Source organism: Bacillus sp. SRL337 (assembly GCF_984799155.1).
Map to the genome: position 1 here is coordinate 4,276,523 of NZ_OZ481793.1, position 14,549 is coordinate 4,291,071.

Consider the following 14,549-nt stretch of genomic DNA (forward strand, 5'->3'; position numbering starts at 1 on the left):
TAAATAAAAATTAGATCTCTTTTTTCATTACGTGGAACTTCCGTGTCACCTGAAAGTCCGTTTTTTGATACAAAAATCCAGCGGAACTCTTTTCGCTTGTCCAAAGGAACCAGGCATTATGAATGCCCTCTCCTTTCATCAAAGACAGGCAGTGGTTCAGGATGATTTTCCCTAAGCCTTTCCCCTGCTGTTCGGGATCGACCCCGAAAGGACCGAACCGTTCAGGGATCCCTTCGTATCCACCATATATACAAAATCCCACAAGCTTTTCATTTTGTCTAGCAATGATAATCCTGTGAAGAGGGAGCCCCTGCAGGATGCCTTCCCTGATCGCTCTTCCCCAATCCGGGTTGAACGTGTCATTGGCGAATTGGATCACCTCATACAAATCGCTGTCCCGTGCCTGCAAAAAGGTATATCCTTCCGCTTCCCTCCTCTGTTTCAACTCAAGGACATCTTCGGAAACCCCGAAGTCCCCAAGATGGCGGTCCATCGCTGCTGGTGAATACAGTTTCGTAAAACCGTTCGATTGGAGAAATTGGTAAGCCTCCGGATATGATTCTTCATCAATGCCAGGCAGGATGTAATTAGGGGCATAGGATGCAAAAAATAATGCTGAACGCCCATGTTCCTTCATAAAGTCAACAGCCGCTTGAAGAAGGGTCGATCCGACACCTGAGCGCCGATAAGAGGGATCGACGAAGAAGAATGGCACCCAGCCATTTTCCGGTTCCAGGTCGGTTCCATGCATCGGCAGGATTCTTCTTACACTGTATACACATCCAACAAGCTTAATTCCATCAAACGCCAGCCTCAGCCCCTCGGGATCGAAATTGGCATCAAGCAAAACCAGGTTCCGGAACCTTGCAGAGTTGAATGGATCTTTAGGAAGGCTCCGGTTCCATAAATTCACAATCTCCTTTTCATCTCCTGACTGGTAATGGCGATAGGTAATCACACGATTAACTCCCTTCATTGAGACTACTGTCTATTGCTTTCCTTACATATCCGTCCGCTTGTGCAAGCAGACGCTTCGCTACTTCAAGAGATACCCCCGCTTTTATCATGACTATCGCCGGTTTAACCTCGAAATCAGTCGCGGCCAATACACTGCCTGCTGCCTCATAGGGGACTCCTGTCACAGTACAAAGGATGCTCTTTGCCCGTTCCTTCAATTTTTGATTGCTCACTTTCAAATCCACCATCAGATTTTCATAGACCTTCCCGACCTTGATCATGGAAGCTGTAGTGATCATATTCAAAATCATCTTCTGTGCCGTAGCCGCTTTCATCCTGGTCGATCCCGTAATCACTTCCGGGCCGGTGACGACCTCCAGGCGAATGTCTGCATACTGGCTGATGATAGAGTTTTCATTGTTGGATAAACTTACGGTACAGGCACCGGCTTCCCTCGCATAGTCAAGGGCACCGGCGACGAATGGCGTCCGGCCGCTGGCTGCTATGCCAATGACGACATCGAGCTCCGTCAGGTTTCTCTTTTTTAAAGACTCTGCACCAAGCCCTGTATCATCCTCGGCACCTTCCACCGCTTTTTCAATGGCTTTATTTCCGCCGGCAATGATGCCTTGAACAAGCTCAGGCGGAGTGCTGTAGGTCGGCGGGCATTCAACGGCATCCAATATCCCGATTCTTCCGCTCGTGCCTGCCCCCACATAGAACAGCCTGCCTCCATTCCTGATTGATTGGCAGACGGCATCGACTACCTTTTCCACCTCAGGCAGCACCTTCTGAACGGCATCGGCTACTTTCCTGTCTTCATTATTAATAATTGTCAATATATCGATCGTACTCTGATTATCTATACTTGCAGAACGTTCATTTCTCTTTTCTGTTGTCAACATGGATAAATTGTTCATTACATTACCGCCCTATTTGTATAAGAGATATGGAGCTCTTTGATTTCGGAATCTCTCCACCTGATCCTTGCATGCTTCAAAATAATCATCTGCCTTTCCTTCAAGTATCAATTCTCTAAGTGTTTCATTTCCCGCTAACAAGTCAAAAAAGTAGCGATTATTTTTCACATGCCGAATGAATTCAAAGTCTTCGGGAAAAAGTCCCGCTATCAATTCAAGCAGTTTCACCCCGGCCTGGAAGGAGTTGAGTTCCTTCCTGTCTGAGACATGCAATTGGACTCCTTCACAAGGTTGGTCTTTATATTTCTGCAAAGCCGGCGTGAACGAAACCGGTCGGGCAATGACGCCTTCCAGGTTCAATGCATTGAAGGCACGCGCAAGTTCACTTCCATCGATGAAAGGGGCACCGGCATACTCAAATGGCTTGGTGGTCCCCCTGCCTTCCGAGATATTCGTACCCTCCAAGAGACAGGTTCCCGGATACAAAACAGTCATATCGATCGTGGTCGTATTGGGAGACGGAGGGACCCAAAGAAGGTTTGTATCTTCAAAATAAAACCTTCTTTCCCAGCCTTCCATGGGAATGACCGTCAAATCACACATGACCCCAAACTCATGTTTAAACAGCCGGGCCAGTTCCCCGACCGTCATCCCATGGCGGTTGGGAATCGGATAAAGCCCGACGAACGAGCGGAAGCCCTCTTCTGCCAGGTTTCCTTCGATCCCGATTCCGCCAATCGGGTTCGGCCGGTCCAATACGACAAATTCCTTATTGTATTCACCGCAAGCTTCCATCATATAGGCCATCGTGTAAATGTACGTATAATACCTCGAACCGATATCTTGAAGATCGAATACAATGACATCCACTTCTTCCAGGCTCTTTTTGCTTGGCTTCTTGGATGAACCGTACAGACTGTAGACGGGACGTTTCGTCTTTGGATCGGTGAATGTTTCGATCATCTCGCCTTCCCGGGCACTGCCCCGTATTCCATGCTCAGGGGCGTATAAAGCCGTCAGTTGTATATCCGGATGCTCATGAAAGAGATCAATGGCCGGCATCAGCTTCTGGTTGACTCCTGTCATATTGGTGACAAGTCCAATCCGTTTTCCTTTGAATCTCCCTGTTTCCTCGAGGAATACATCCAATCCCAGCTTCAATTGCTTTCCCCCCTTTTTTCAAAACCTGTTTATTCTTTAACTCCGCCTAATGTCAGGCCTTTCACGAAGTGCTTCTGGAACATGATGAACACGATGATCATCGGAACCGCCGCTATTGCAGCACCGCTCATCAGTAATTTAAAGTTGGCCAGATTGGCATCCTGCAGGGTCTTCAAGCCGACAGGAAGTGTGTACAGGTCCGCGTTATTCAAGGCAATGATCGGCCATAGGAAAGAGTTCCAGACATTCATGAAAGTAAAGATCCCCAAAGCGGCAAGACCTGGTCTCGCCAAAGGAAGGACAATCTTCCAATAGGTCTTCCACTCGCTGGCTCCGTCAATTTTGGCTGCATCGATTAGTTCATCCGGCACGGAGAACATGAACTGCCTCATCAGGAATACCCCGAATACCATTGACAATTCTGGAAAAATCAGCGCCCAGTGAGTATCCATGATCCCCAGTTCCCTGACCATGATGAACATCGGCACCAGTGTGACCTGGCCGGGTATCATCATCGTCGAAATGATGAGCCAGAAGATGGCATTCCGTCCCGGAAACCGTTTCTTGGCGAGCACATACCCTGCCATGGAGTCGAAGAGCAGGATACCCACGGTCACCAGCACGGAGAGATAAAGACTGTTGAAGAACCATTTGCCGACATTATTTTTTGTGAAAAGGGTCTTGAATCCTGAAAACGAATTCTCGATGATATAACTCATCTGTTCTCTGTGGTATTCCTCTTGCTCTAAATTGCCAGCCGACTCCGCACTTCTTGCTTTTCCCCAGTGCTCAAAGTACTCCGGAATCCCCATCGGATACATCTTCGGAGGGTTGGAGTCAACATAGGATACTTGCCGTTCCATTTCTTCATCCTGATAGCTGCTCAGCTGCAAGGATGTACTGAAAATCCAATAGAGCGGCAGCAACGAAACGATCGAGAAGGCAATTAGAAGAATATAAATGATGGTTTTGTTCAGCTTTTGAATGGCTAAGTGATTATTCACACTACTGCCTCCCTATTCGTCATGCCGCAGCACACGGAATTGTATGATTGAAAATAGTAAGATGATGAAGAACAACACAACGGATTGAGCTGCTGCCAATCCAAATTCAAAATCCCGGAAACCTGTTTTATAAATCAGGTGGACCAGCGTTTCTGTCGCATTCCCCGGTCCCCCTCCGGTCATCATGATGATCTGGGTGAAAACCTGGAATGAACCGATGGTGCTCAACAGGACCAAATAAAGGGTCGCCGGTTTTAAAAGCGGGATGGTGATCTTGATCCATTTCTGGAAAGCACTCGCCCCGTCAATGGTCGCTGCCTCGTACAATGAGTCGGAAATTGAACTCATGGATGCGAGATAGAGAATGATCCCCACTCCGAATGGAATCAGGCACTGCATGATGATGATTGCCCATAAGGCGCTGTTTGATTGGCCCAGCCAATTGATTGGATCCATCCCGAACCAGCCGAGGACATAATTGAACAGACCGAAGTCATAGTTATACATCCATCTCCATACCATGGCGATAATGACCATGGACGCGACAGTCGGCAGATAAAAAGCGGCCCGGAAAAAGCTTTGCGCAACCCGGCCCAGCGAAAAGGTCAAGGTCGCGATGACCAATGCACTGATGACATTGAACGGGACCGTCACAGCCGTGTAGATCAACGTGTTCAGCAACGCTTTTCGAAAAGCTTCACTTTGGAATACTTGCGTATAGTTGCTCAATCCGACCCATTCACTCCCGAATACTCCATATTTTTGGAATGACAGGACGAATGCCCAGATTACAGGGATGACGATGAATATGAAGAAAAGAACCAGTTTGGGAAATAAAAATAGATAAGCGGCATAATTTTTCTTTACACTCTTTAAAGTGCCATTGGTTTTCGGTGCGGTTTTGATTTTAGTAGAGGATGTTTCATGTACTGGTTGCATCGAGTCCCCCCCTTTTCGTTTATGTAGGGCGGCAGATTCCGAACCGGAACCCGCCGCATCAGTTATTGCTTGGACTACTCCAGCAGTCCTTGTGATTCGACTTCTGCCTGGGCATCCTTCATTGCCTGTTCGGCTTTTTTCTCTCCATTGAAGACCAGCTGCAGCTGACTCTGGATGATTTCGTCTATTTTCTTCCATTCGTCATGGCGCGGAAGCATCTGCACTTGAGTTGACATGTCCTGTGCCCTTGCCATTTCTGGATTGTCTGCAAACGGCTCCTTGTCTGCCGAACTGATACGTGCAGGGAAGATACCGTATGATTTGGACATTGTGTACTGCTCATCTGTAGAAGAAATGTACTTCATGAACTCAGCGACCATTTCCTTCTTGCCTTCATTTTCTTGATGGAACATGGTCCAGCCGCCGATTCCACCGATTGTGACAGGTTCACCAGTGGAGCCTGTCGGATAGTTGGCCACCATGAAGTTAGTCGGATAAGCTGATTGTGTAGATGTGATCGCCCAAGTAGCCCATGGCTCCATGGCAACCGTTCTTTGTTCTTCGTTGGCCCAGGCCTGGAAAGTACCTCCAACATCTGCTCCACCCATGGAAACAGGTGCCGTTTCTTTTTCCAGCTTCATGTCGGCAAGCCTTTGAATCGCTTTAACCGCTTCCGGCTCATCAAATGTGAAGTCGGAAAGATCTTCACTCAACGGACGTCCACCATCGGCATAGAAGAACGGCCATGCTTCATAATAACCAGGCAGGATATACGTAGAGAATCCGTAAACATCGTCTTTTCCGTCATTATCGCGGTCGAATGTCAGCTTCTCGGCCGCGTCAGCGAATTCATCCCAAGTCCACTCGCCATTTTCAGGAGGCGTCACACCGCGCTCTTCAAACAGGTCCAGGTTGAGAAGCATGCTGTGGACCGTCATGGAATTCGGGATGCCATAAAGACTGTCTTTAAACGTATACGCATCGAGTGCATTAGGATAAAAGTCCTTCAATTCTTCTTCAGTGAAAAAGTCATCCAGACTCTCGATGACACCTTGCTCAATCTGCTCCATGCTTACCGCACTTCCGCTGATATCAACAGGGGCAATATCCGGCCATGCCTTACCGGCAATCGAAACGGAAAGCTTATCTGGAAGCTCTGCCCAAGGGACCTGAACCAATTCTATTTCAACACCTTCGTGTTCTTTTTCAAATTCAGCAATCTTGTCTTCAATCCAGAAATACTTGTTTTCATCTTCGTCCCCTTCTTCCACCCATCTTGGGCCATCCCAGATCGTAATTTTCCCCGTCCAGTCTTCCCCATCCTTGGTTGCGGCTTCGTTGTCACTGCACGCGGCTAATAAACTGAAAATAAGAACGGTAATCAGCATCAATAAAAGTGACTTCTTCTTCATCATCCATTTCCCCCTTGTTTTTAAAGGCTCTTTCCTTATACATTTTTGCTTATAAGCATTATTAATTGATCTCCGCTGCAGCTGTGCGACTCCGCGGGGCAGGCCGTGAGCCTCCTCATCTTCGCTTGCCTATAAAGCGGAAGCGGCCGTTCAGCGACGTACAGATTGGAGGGCTCTCGTATGAGATAAAGGAAACACGACGACCTGGATTTAGTCGATGTTGACTTATCGCAAGAAGAGAGACCGACATCTGCTAGTCGCTGGCCGCTGAAGCTGGACTCCGGGGTCTCACCTGACCCGCTAATCCCGCAGGAGATCGCACAGCTTCCGCTCCAATCAACCCGCTTACAGAAATCCGTCTGCAAGCAAAACAACAAAAATCTTTCAAGTAGCAGCCTTTTTAAATGACTTGAGCAAGATATGAGACTTCCATCAATCGCTTCTCCGGTTATCAACCCCTTCCAGTGTCTCAAACTACCAGGCGATTTTGCCCATGACGACCTGACGGCTGGCGCCAGTTGCGGCGGGCAGGTTATTGACCTTCTGGTAATAGCACAGATACCCGAGGAGAGCGAACACCATCGATTCCTTCGCATCCACCGGCATCCCGTAAGGATCAGTTGTCGTGCAGATGATGCCTTCAGACAAGTGGAAATCCAGGCGTGACATCAGCGTGCCGTTCCAGGCCCCTCCTCCGCTTACCAGGACTTCGTTGATCCTGCTTGCTTTCCCCGCTTTATTGATCTCCGCTGCAATCGTGACAGCTGTCAATTCCGTGATGGTTGCGACTTTATCATAAGGACCGACCCCTAACTTATCTGCTTCCTCCCATAATGTGTGTGCGTACTCACGGCCGAACATTTCCCTCCCTGTACTTTTAGGAGCTTCCGCTGAAAAATAGTCATGCTGCAAAAGCTGCCGGAGCCACTCAGCGTTCACTTCCCCTTTGGCAGCAAGTCTTCCATCATGGTCATAGCCGTTTTCTCCATTCGTCGCCAAAGATACGAATTCGTCCATCATCATATTTCCCGGTCCGGTATCGTAAGCAAGGACTTCCTGCGGCTCGCAGCCTGCCGGCAAGACAGTGATATTGGCAATGCCTCCGATATTGACGAGTACACGCCCGATCTCTTGTTCTTTAAATAAATCGTAATCAGCAAACGGGACAAGCGGTGCCCCCTGCCCGCCTGCCGCCATATCCCTCGGCCGGAAATCTCCCGCCACTGGGATTCCCGTCTTTTCAGCGATGACACTGATATCCCCTATTTGCAACGTGGAGGTGATCATCCTGCCTTCAATTCTCTGCGGGACCGGCTGATGGAAGATGGTCTGCCCATGCGAGCCGATCAACAGAATTTCGTCCCTTTTGACATCCGCTTCATCGATGACTTGCAGGGCTGCCTCCGCGAACATTTCCCCGAGCAGGACATTCATCATCGAGATATCCTCCACTGTCACCTCGTTCGGATCACATAGTGTTAAAAGACGCGTCTTCAAGCTCTTGCTGAATGGGAGCTGAATGCTGTGCACCAGGTCCACTTTCTCCCCTGAAGGCGAACCGGATATTTTCACCAGTGCGGCATCAATGCCGTCAAGGGAAGTCCCTGACATCAAACCGACCACATAGCTTTCATTGTTCATCGAATCACCTTTCCTTCACTAGCTTTGGAAGTGTGACCGGCAATTTCCCTTTCACCGAAACCCTGCCGAAAATGGCAGCGGCTACTGTCGTAAGTGCAGGATAAGTGAATTCGTAGGCGGCAATAGATGCTTTTACTTCAGGGAAATAAGCCAAATCATATGGACTTCTGGTAGCCACGACAACAACATTTTCATTCACCTGGAGCAGCTTATGAATCAAGTCGGCTTGTTTTTCATCCTGGGAAGCACTTAGCGTTCCCGCGATGATGGTGTTGAAATTTCCGGCAATCTGGAGCAAGTCTTCCTGTTCCTGTTCTGTCGGCGGATTGGATAATGGCTTCACCACTGCCTCCGGTTGAAATTCCTGAACGGCTTCGCCAAGCTTGAAGGTAGAATATTTTTTATCCTCTACTTGCATCACCGAGCTATTATCAATGGATACAACCAGGACGCTGTGGTCATTGGAAACCGGTACAGGAAGATACCCTTCCTTATTCCCGGCGAGCGTCACTCCCTGTCTATACACTTCCTTCGCTTCAAACTCATGCTTTTTTGAACCGACGAGCTGAGGCACGTTTACAGATGGTAGGTCCGTATTGATATCCGACCAATCCAGATACTTCTTTTTCAATTTCATGACCCTCCCATACGCCTGATCGATGGTGTCCATCGAAATATATCCGTCTTTCACTGCTTCCTCCACAGCGTTCAACGTTTCCAAATGGCGAGTGTGCAAATGAGAAACCATGACAAGGTCGATTCCTGCTTTTATGGCCTCGACACCTCCCTGTGCAGTGCCTACTGTCTCGGAAATCGCGTTCATCTCCATGCAGTCCGTTGTCACGACCCCATCGAATCCAAGCGTTTCCCTTAAAAGGCCGGTGATGACTTTTTCAGAGAGTGTAGCCGGAACGTTTTCCGCAGGTTCAATCGCCGGAAAATAAACATGGGCCGACATGATGGTATCCGCCCCCTGATCGATACAGGTCTTGAACGGCACCAATTCCACTTCATTCAAGCGGTCGATGTCATGAGAGATGACGGGAAGGTCCAAATGTGAATCCACTGCCGTATCTCCGTGGCCCGGAAAATGCTTCAAGGTCGTAATGATGCCTGCATCCTGCATCCCTTTCATGGATTCCATCGCAAATCTTGTTACACTATCCACATCTTCACCGAAGGAACGGACACCGATGACCGGATTATCTGGATTGTTATTGACATCGACAACAGGAGCCAGGTTCCAATTGATGCCCAAGGCCTTTAATTCACGTGCAGATGCCGCCCCGATCATATAGGCATTGGCCGGGTTCCCCGTTGCGCCCATCAGCATGGCACCTGGAAAGACTGTCGTTCCCTGCCCAAGCCTTCTGACGACTCCGTTTTCCTGGTCAATGCAGATGAGAAGCGGCTGTTCATGGCCCGCCTTCTTCGCCTCAAGCTGCAGCTCTGTCGTCAGCTTCAGCACCTCTTCAGGAGAGCCGATATTTCGGCCGAATAAAATGATGCCCCCAACATGATGCTCCCTGATCAATTTTTTGATTTCCGGAGAGGCTGTAGTACCCTGGAAGCCGAATACCATCAACTGGCCTATCTTTTCTCGTAATTGGTTATTTTCCATTCATCTGCCTCCTTGGCTTTCGATTGGAAACCCGGGGATTTCCCCGCCTTTTCGGACATTGGCGCCTGTCTGGTATTTCAAGGTTTGTGCATAAACTGTCCTCGCCAGGCATCCCCTCATCGTTCCCAGCGCCTGATAATAGTCGTAATAGCGGAAATCAGAAGAGTTCATGATGAACCAGTACTGTGACAGCGCTTTCAAATACGTTTCGAATTCTTCCGTGACATCCACATATACATCCGGGATGTACTCCTCCATGTCCTCCCAATTTTCACTGTGGAATACCTTGGTCAGGGAGTGCGGTTCCAATCCATCAAGGTCGAAGCCCGGCAAAGCTGCTTTGTACCAGGCTGCCTGGACAATCTCCGGGCAGAGCGCATGATCGGGATGCATGCTTTTTTTCCAATGGGTGATGACAATATCCGGTTTCAAGCGGCGAAACAGTTTGGCCACGGTTGTGATGGTCCCGTCATTCAGTTCCAGCTCTGCATCCTTGTAATCAAGGGTGATGCTCCGGCCTCCGAGAATCTCTGCTGCTTTCTCCGCTTCCCCGATCTTCTGTTTCCGATATTCTTCCACTGTCATTCCTGTCGGAGCCCCCTTCTCCCCGGCTGTCAGATGCAGGAAAGTGACCTGATGGCCGTTCCTCGCATACTTATGGGCAATCGCGCCTGCCTGAATTTCGGCATCCCCGCAATGGGCACCGACAATCATGAGATGCGGTTTTCGTTTCGACATATAAAAACCCCCTGTCATTTAATAAAGCTGTTTTCGCATATTGTTGCTTCCGGAAAAATCCCAAAATCCGGATTCCCCCCCCTGCATACTAAGGTTTTCGCTCTGAACGAAGGAGAAGCCCTTTTCTCTCTTGCTAAACAGGGGGTTTTCCGGTTCCTACTCCACTATCTTTCGGAATTATTATCAATAGCAACAAAGGTTACGAAAAAGCCTTTAATAAAAATATTTACGGATGATGTTATGTAATCTCGGACGAAGCCTGATGATTGGATCGTTTCTGCCGAAGTGCACCCGATTGGTCAGCAGGATCACCCGGAGCCCTGCTGCCGGATCAAACCACAGGCTGGTACCCGTGAAACCGGTATGGCCGTAAGATAGAGGTGAAAATAAGTCCCCGCAGGTGGATGCCCCAGGTCCCTTAAGAATCCAGCCCAGCCCGCGGTATTCGTCATCATGCTGTGTGTAGTTCTGCCTTGAGAGCCGGAAGGATGCCGGGGAAAGGATCTGCTTTCCTTTGAACGATCCCTCATTCTCGACCATCTCCGCAAAATGAGAGACATCCTTGAGCGTGGAAAATAAACCTGCATGACCGCTGATGCCGCCCATCATCTCTGTATTATCATCGTGGACAATTCCATGCTTGTAATCCTTCAAAGATTCACTATACTCAGTGGCGGCATAACGGTCCCTTTCAAAGGAAGGGACGAACCCTGTGTCTTTCATCCCAAGCGGCATGAACAACTCTCTGTCTATGAAACCAGGAAACTCTTCCTTTGCGGCCTGCTCGATGATCCGATACAGCAGGATGAAACCGAGGTCACTGTAGATGACCTTTGTTCCTGGCGGATGAAGCAGTTCTTCCTGAAAGATGCTTTCCAATACTTCTTCTGTTGAATTCAATTCCAAAAAATAGTTTCTGTGGGCTCGTAATCCTGATGTGTGGGTCAATAGATGGCGGATGGTCACATCTTCCTTCCCCTTCACCTTGAAGGATGGAAAGAAATTTGCCACCGGATCATCCAGCCTGATCTCTCCATACTCGATAAGTTTCAAGATGGCTGGGAGGGTGGCGATGACTTTTGTTAGAGAAGCTAAGTCGAAGACAGTATCCAGTGCCATCGGCTTCCTCTCAGGAAACATTTCCCGATAGCCGATTGCCTCCTGGAGTACTGTTTGATCATGATGAGAAACCTGAATGACTGCTCCCGGGATGTGCAAGGAATCAATCTCCTTCTGGAGAAAAGCCATTATTTCTTGTTTCATATTGTCCCTCCTCGAAAGATTTGGGCCCATTTTTTCATTTGGCCGGGCTAGACATATGTTCAGTCAGGTTGAAATAAAATTTTAGTGTGATGCCTATTTATTTAAAGTAGATGGTTAAATTTATGTTCATTATATTTGAAATAGTAGCAATTGTAAAATAATTTTTTAATTATTATTAATATTTTATGTTAATTCATTTCAAAGCCTGCTTGATTAAGAGTTTCCTTGAAATGATCAACAAAATCTGAATCTGCTTGAATCCCTTTCTTTTTACAAGCTGCTAAAACAGCTCCAGCAACCGGCGGGAGCTCGGGAATGACAAGCTTCGCACACACCTTTCTTTCTCCCAGGGAACGGTGGATGGACGGGGTGAATAAGTCATGGCGGTTGAACACACCGCCTGCCAGTACAACCGGAACAACTTGATCGGCCACAAACAATTTCTCTTTCACGGCAGCGATACAGACAGCCTGCTCTTCTGCCGCCCTATTGACGATTGCCAGCGCGGCCTCATCCCCCAGGTCGGCTGCCTCTGTCACCAAACGGCTGACCCCGGCAATCCTTTCTCTCGCCTGCTCCTGATAAATGCTGGATATGAGATCAGGCACTGTCCCAACCTGGAAATGCTTTAGGACCAAAGGTGTCAGCTCCGTAGGATTTCCGGTTCCATCATGTGCCCGGAAGACCGCTGCAAGCCCTTCTCTGCCAAGAGAATATCCGCTGCCTTCATCACTGATTAAATACCCCCAGCCCCCGGCGCGTCCCCTGTTTCCCTCATCGTTTTCCGCAAACGTGATCGACCCGGTCCCGGCAATCTGGACAATCCCGGGTTCTCCCCATGTACCGGAATACAAAGCGATAACTGCATCAGTATCGACCAAGATCTCGACTGCACCCCCAGCAACCCCCTGAATATATGCAGCTATCTCCTGCCTCCTCTCGATTTGTTCAACACCGGACAATCCGGCAAACACGATAGAGACCTGTTCAAACATTTCAGGTTCCTGATTCCTCAGGGCGTCAAGAAGTTCTCTCAGCCGTTCCAGCGTCTTTAGCTTGCCGACACTATTCATATTGGTGGCTCCGGTCACCGCATGAGCGAAAATCTGTCCGGTTTGATCTGCTATCACCCCAAGGGTCTTCGTTCCTCCCCCATCGATTCCTATGAAATACATGGCACTCTCTCCTTTTATCTCTTGTACCTACTATACTCCTCCTTCTGAAATAAAATTTCAATATTTTCACCAAAAAATAAAAGGAATTTTTAAAATGAGGTTGAATAGGTTGAAATGTACCCATAAAAAAAACAATAAGGAGGAAGAGGATGGTACGAAGAACAGGAAAGGTTCTGATGGCGGTCTTGTTTGTAAGCGCTTTATTCTTAGCTGGGATGCCCAATGCCCTGGCGGAGACAACAGGAGATGATCCAGGCATAAGAGTCGGCGTCATTCCGGAAACTGAATCGATCACAGTAGGAAGCGAAGGGGATTTCACCATCAAGGATAAACATTCCGGTGAGGTCATTGCTGAAGGCATAAATAGTGAAGCCCTCGTCGAGTTGAACTCGAGCTCTGAAGTCAATACTCATTACCGTCTCCAAACTTCTTGGACGACGAGCGAACTTTTCGTCGATGACTGGGTGGACAGAGCAGAGCTCGCAGGGTATCCGACATATGTGGAGCCATATAATGGCGGCTACCGCCTTTATATCGGTGAATTCGCTTCAGATGCTTCCTGGGGCGACCGCAATAATTTCAGGAACAGAATGATCAGCGAAGGATTTGCAGGTTCTGATTCCTTCTGGAAGGTTGTTACCTTTACGGATGGAGAATCGCAAATCGCTGTCACCTATCAGGGACAGGAGACCATCTTAACGAATGCTGTCATCGTAGAATCTTCCACTGAATTGGTCACCCTTAACGGCAAGAACTACCGCGGACTAGGGGAAGTCGGCTTCAACAGCAAAGGAACATTGGCCGGCATCAATGATCTTCCTCTTGAACAATACTTGTATGGCGTCGTTCCTCATGAACTGCCGCCTAATCCGTATGGAGAAATCGAGGCACAGAAATCCCAAGCAGTGGCTGCACGTACATATGCCCTCTCGAACCTTGGGAAGCGGAGCAGCGATGGATACGATTTACTGCCGACTACCTCCGATCAGGTATACGGCGGATATGAAAGTGAACACCCTGTCTCCACTCAGGCAGTCCAGGAAACAACAGGTCTGGCTGCCACATATGAAGGAAAACTGATCACTGCGGTGTACAGCTCAACAACCGGCGGGTTCACAGCCAATAATGAAGACGTCTGGGATACAGAGCCTGTCCCTTACCTCCGCGGAGTCCCGGATGCACAGCGCGGGAAAGCCCTGCAAAAGGTGCCTGATATCTCTGTTTTCAAAAACAACAGCAACTCCAAATCACTCCGCGGAGCAAAAAACGGCGCCTTTGAATCCAATTGGTCCAAATACCACCGCTGGAACTTCGAATGGACTCCAGAGGAAATCAGCGATGTATTAAGCAGCTACTACAGTACTGAAGTAGGAGAAGTCCATGAAATCAATGTCCTGGACCGCTCCGATTCCGGACGGGTGCTGGAAATCGAATTTGTAACAGAAAATGGCACCTTCTATGAAAAGAAAGACCGCATCCGCTGGGCGCTTAAATATATCAATGCCAGCGGAGGACAAAGCGTACTGCTGAGCACCTTGTTCCATATAGAACCCATCAAGAAAACCGGCGGCTTCAAGGTCTATGGCGGCGGCTGGGGCCATGGTGTCGGACTTTCCCAGACAGGCGCAATGGGTATGGCTGTCAAGGGCTTCACAGCAGAAGAAATCCTGAAGCACTACTACCAGGGAATCGATTTAGAAAAAAGATATTAATAGTCA

The 14,549-nt window shown here is 48.6% G+C and carries 12 protein-coding genes; 1 reads left to right on the plus strand and 11 read right to left on the minus strand.

The window, feature by feature from the left end; translation table 11 throughout:
• Window positions 1–10: 10 nt before the first annotated feature.
• From AC4E8A_RS21445 to AC4E8A_RS21495, 11 genes are all read right to left on the minus strand, one after another.
• Window positions 11–958, minus strand: a complete 948-nt coding sequence (locus tag AC4E8A_RS21445) for a GNAT family N-acetyltransferase (RefSeq protein WP_490195812.1) — start codon at window positions 956–958, stop codon at window positions 11–13.
• A 4-nt stretch (window positions 959–962) separates the two neighbouring features.
• Window positions 963–1,877 (minus strand): N-acetylmuramic acid 6-phosphate etherase, encoded by a 915-nt coding sequence (gene murQ / locus AC4E8A_RS21450; RefSeq protein WP_490195814.1) that lies wholly within the window; start codon window positions 1,875–1,877, stop codon window positions 963–965.
• A 12-nt stretch (window positions 1,878–1,889) separates the two neighbouring features.
• Window positions 1,890–3,038: an exo-beta-N-acetylmuramidase NamZ family protein gene (locus tag AC4E8A_RS21455; RefSeq protein WP_490195816.1), complete on the minus strand. Its 1,149-nt coding sequence runs from the start codon at window positions 3,036–3,038 to the stop codon at window positions 1,890–1,892.
• Between the two features lie 29 nt (window positions 3,039–3,067).
• Complete coding sequence (locus AC4E8A_RS21460) at window positions 3,068–4,042, minus strand: carbohydrate ABC transporter permease (RefSeq protein ID WP_490195817.1); 975 nt, start codon at window positions 4,040–4,042, stop codon at window positions 3,068–3,070.
• A gap of 12 nt (window positions 4,043–4,054) precedes the next feature.
• Complete coding sequence (locus tag AC4E8A_RS21465; protein WP_490195818.1) at window positions 4,055–4,981, minus strand: carbohydrate ABC transporter permease; 927 nt, start codon at window positions 4,979–4,981, stop codon at window positions 4,055–4,057.
• 74 nt (window positions 4,982–5,055) lie between these two features.
• A complete protein-coding gene (locus tag AC4E8A_RS21470) occupies window positions 5,056–6,396 on the minus strand; it encodes an extracellular solute-binding protein (RefSeq protein WP_490195819.1) in 1,341 nt (446 codons plus the stop codon).
• A 471-nt stretch (window positions 6,397–6,867) separates the two neighbouring features.
• Entirely contained in the window at window positions 6,868–8,034 is a 1,167-nt protein-coding gene (locus tag AC4E8A_RS21475) for an anhydro-N-acetylmuramic acid kinase (protein ID WP_490195820.1), read from the minus strand.
• Between the two features lie 4 nt (window positions 8,035–8,038).
• The gene (nagZ, locus tag AC4E8A_RS21480; RefSeq protein WP_490195821.1) at window positions 8,039–9,655 is read right to left on the minus strand and encodes a beta-N-acetylhexosaminidase; all 1,617 of its coding nucleotides are present in this window, start codon (window positions 9,653–9,655) and stop codon (window positions 8,039–8,041) included.
• The gene (locus AC4E8A_RS21485; protein WP_490195822.1) at window positions 9,656–10,393 is read right to left on the minus strand and encodes a PIG-L deacetylase family protein; all 738 of its coding nucleotides are present in this window, start codon (window positions 10,391–10,393) and stop codon (window positions 9,656–9,658) included.
• 213 nt (window positions 10,394–10,606) lie between these two features.
• Window positions 10,607–11,656 (minus strand): serine hydrolase domain-containing protein, encoded by a 1,050-nt coding sequence (locus AC4E8A_RS21490; RefSeq protein ID WP_490195823.1) that lies wholly within the window; start codon window positions 11,654–11,656, stop codon window positions 10,607–10,609.
• Window positions 11,657–11,844: 188 nt separating this feature from the next.
• Window positions 11,845–12,831, minus strand: a complete 987-nt coding sequence (locus AC4E8A_RS21495; protein WP_490195824.1) for an N-acetylglucosamine kinase — start codon at window positions 12,829–12,831, stop codon at window positions 11,845–11,847.
• Window positions 12,832–12,980: 149 nt separating this feature from the next.
• Here AC4E8A_RS21495 and AC4E8A_RS21500 point away from each other — a divergent pair, with 149 nt between their 5' ends.
• Complete coding sequence (locus AC4E8A_RS21500) at window positions 12,981–14,543, plus strand: SpoIID/LytB domain-containing protein (RefSeq protein WP_490195825.1); 1,563 nt, start codon at window positions 12,981–12,983, stop codon at window positions 14,541–14,543.
• Window positions 14,544–14,549: the final 6 nt, after the last annotated feature.